General features: G+C 65.4%; 4 protein-coding genes and 1 pseudogene. 2 read left to right on the forward strand and 3 right to left on the reverse strand.

The window, feature by feature from the left end; all coding sequences use genetic code 11:
• A pseudogene (locus tag MKK60_RS10070) lies at nucleotides 1–222 on the forward strand (hypothetical protein); the annotation flags it as partial.
• Between the two features lie 53 nt (nucleotides 223–275).
• Here the strand turns inward: MKK60_RS10070 and MKK60_RS10075 are convergent.
• Together MKK60_RS10075 and MKK60_RS10080 are read right to left on the reverse strand one after the other, a co-directional pair.
• On the reverse strand, nucleotides 276–1538 hold the full coding sequence (locus tag MKK60_RS10075; RefSeq protein ID WP_243948640.1) for a glycosyltransferase: 1263 nt from the start codon (nucleotides 1536–1538) through the stop codon (nucleotides 276–278).
• Between the two features lie 233 nt (nucleotides 1539–1771).
• Nucleotides 1772–2101: a hypothetical protein gene (locus tag MKK60_RS10080; protein ID WP_243948642.1), complete on the reverse strand. Its 330-nt coding sequence runs from the start codon at nucleotides 2099–2101 to the stop codon at nucleotides 1772–1774.
• Nucleotides 2102–2343: 242 nt separating this feature from the next.
• On the opposite strand from MKK60_RS10080, the gene MKK60_RS10085 reads away from it, so the two are divergent.
• Entirely contained in the window at nucleotides 2344–2586 is a 243-nt protein-coding gene (locus tag MKK60_RS10085) for a 3',5'-cyclic-nucleotide phosphodiesterase (protein WP_243948649.1), read from the forward strand.
• A 45-nt stretch (nucleotides 2587–2631) separates the two neighbouring features.
• On the opposite strand, the gene MKK60_RS10090 is transcribed toward MKK60_RS10085, so the two are convergent.
• Nucleotides 2632–2844: transposase (locus MKK60_RS10090; protein ID WP_243985474.1), on the reverse strand; the 213-nt coding region annotated here is incomplete at its 5' end.

Raw genomic sequence — 2844 nt, forward strand, 5'->3', positions numbered from 1 at the left:
TGCCGGCAGTTCTATGCGATCGACGACAAGGTGTCGGACGGCTTGTCTCGCACCGTGCGGCTTACCCTCGATCAAAGCCTTGGCCCAAAGCAGGCGCAGACCGCCGTGGATGATGAAGGCAAGCGTCTAGCGCAGGAAATCGCGGAGGTCGGCCCCGAGCGCTGGTGCGCCGATCAGCGGACCATCCTGAATACCGAGGGCGTCCGCGTTTTTCTGGACTGATCGCTTGGCGACCGCTGGTGCGGAACAGCGGAAGCAGGAAACATCGACTCACGTCAGCGTCCCCCGACTTGGAGCCCACCTGCCCGCTCAATCGCGTCGCAAGCCTCGCCAATGCCGTCATCGGCCGCGGCCCGGATGCGTAGTAACTGACACGCCGCGGCCACGTCATGACTGGCGAGCAGGCGTCCGAGCACTCGCGCGCCGCGGGCGGGGGTGAAGCGACGGCGCGACAGGCTGGTGCCCACGCCGAGGGCTTTGAGCCGGTGCGCCTCGTCGAAATGATTGAACGCCACCGGCACGATGAGCTGCGGTACACCAGCCCGGAGCCCCAACGCCACGGTGCCGATACCGCCGTGGTGGATCAAGGCAGCCGCGTGCGGCAGCAGTGCCGTGAGCGGAGCGTAGGGCACGTGGATCACATCTGGCAGCAGGTTCGATGGAGCCTGTCCAGTCTGAGGCGCCAGGAATACGCCCCGGCGGCCCATCCGCCGGCAGATCCGCATGGCCGTCTCGAAGAACGAGCGCCCCTGCCGCATGCCCGAACCGTAGGTAAAGACCAGCGGCGCCGACCCGGCACGCAGGAAGGCGACAAGGTCCTCCGGAAGCTCCGGGGTGTCGCCAAGTCGGTCGGCAGTTGGGAACCCGACCTGAAGGGCGTGGGCTGGCCAATCCGGCTGCGGCGGCGCGTACCAGCCGGGAAACATCAGGATGAGGGTCGGCGCAAGGTTCCACCAGTGGCGTAGCCGCTGCACCGGCGGCAGGCCGAGGGTGCCCCGGAAGGCGTTCAGAATGGGGAGTGCTGCGGGGCCAATCACGTAGCGGTCAGCTCCCCTGCCGATCCAATGGCGGAGCCTCGCCGGCAGGAGGCGCGGCAACGGCAAGCCAGGTAGGCGCGGCGGCGCATAACGGCTTTCCATTAGGAACGGCGTCACGTGGACCACCACGACGGGTAGCGCGAGTTTGTCCTGCGCAACGCGGGCGCCGAGACCGAGGGTGGAAGCGACCACGACGCTTCCGCTCGTCGCCTGTGCGGCGGCAAGCCAGCGATAGGTCGGCTCAGCCAGCGAGGCGACAGCCTCGAACATGGTCTGGACGCCGCGCCATGGGCGCCACAGGTTCGGTGTGCCGATGAGGCGATCGTACTCGGCTTGCGTGCACAGTGCATGGAACGAGAGCCCTGCTCGCACGGCTGAGGCCGCGAACGGAGCAGGCGCGGCGAGCGTTACCGCGTGACCGCGGAGCGCCAGCTCGACGCCGATCGCCACCATGGGAAGAACGTCACCATGGGTGCCAGCCGCTATGATTTGAACACGCACGCGAACTTAGGACCGAGGCTCTAGTCCGCCCACATCGCGATGAGCGAGAAGGAACTGGCGAGCGCGAAGGTGCCCGCCGCGAGGGACGCGATCAAGAACATAGGAAAAGCCTCGAACGCCGAACGGCGCTGCTTCCTCAACTCGGCAGGGCAAGCTCGGGTTCGGGGACCGACTGCTTGGTGGTTCCGAATTGACCGCGTTGTGCCAAGCCGTGAAGCCTTGGGCCGGATCGATCACGTGAAGGTCGGTGGTGCGGGGAACAGGAACCATTGGCACCGGCTTACAGCCTGCTCAAAGGTTATCCCATGCGTACGAAAATCCTGCTCGCCGCCTTCGCCGTAGCGACTGCTACCGCAGCGTACGGAGAGGAAGCGCGCCTCGACGTCCCAATCATGATTGCGGGCCAGATCGGCAAGGACGCCTGCCCAACACAGGGCCGCGTGACGGATCTGGCTGATCAGCCCGATGGAGCGATCCCAGTTCGAAGCGGCCCTGGCGAGAACGAGCCCTTCAGAGAGATCGACCGCCTTCGCGGCGCCCAACCGGTCCTGGTGTGCGAGCATCTCGGTGGATGGTCGGGCATCGTCTACGGCGCCGATACAACGAGCTGCCGCACCTACGCCGTCCTTCCAGTGAGCCAAGAGTATACCGGCCCCTGCCAGCGGGGATGGGTGTTATCGCGCTTTATTGGAGCCGGTAGTTCACGGTGACCGGTCGGCAAGTTCCAGATCATGGAAAAGATATAAAGCGGAGCCGTTTCGATCGGCCCGACGTTCCATGCGCATACTCTCAGTTGGATAGCATGATGCGCGCTCTCGCTCTCACCCTCGCTTTCGTCCTCACTGCCGCACCGGTGCTCGCCGCGTCTGAGTCGAAGCGCGGCAACGCAGACCTGAAGAAGTACTGCACCGGGGACGCGTTGAAGCTCTGCAGTGGCATCGACTCCGACGATCCCGCGATGGATGCGTGCTTCAAAAAGAACCGTGGCAACCTCACAGAGAACTGCCGCCGCGCGATCGACGCTTATGCAGGCTCGGGCGGGAAGTAGGAGGGCTGGATTGATCGGCCCCCACGAGGTGGTCCAAGGGTAAAGTTAGTGCACGGTGGGCCGCTCCGCCACGGGTAGCTTGGCCGGCGGAGCTGGTCTGGCAAGCGCAGCCGGCCAAGCGGAGAAGGCTGGCATGAACACCTCCGGGGCCGGCGGTCGGTATCCCAGAGAGGCATGCGGGCGCACGCCGTTGTAGTGACGTCGCCAGCTTTCGATGACGACCTGCGCTTCCCTGAGTGTGTAGAAGATCTCGCCGTT

Source organism: Methylobacterium sp. J-092, from assembly GCF_022829325.1.
Classification (GTDB): domain Bacteria; phylum Pseudomonadota; class Alphaproteobacteria; order Rhizobiales; family Beijerinckiaceae; genus Methylobacterium.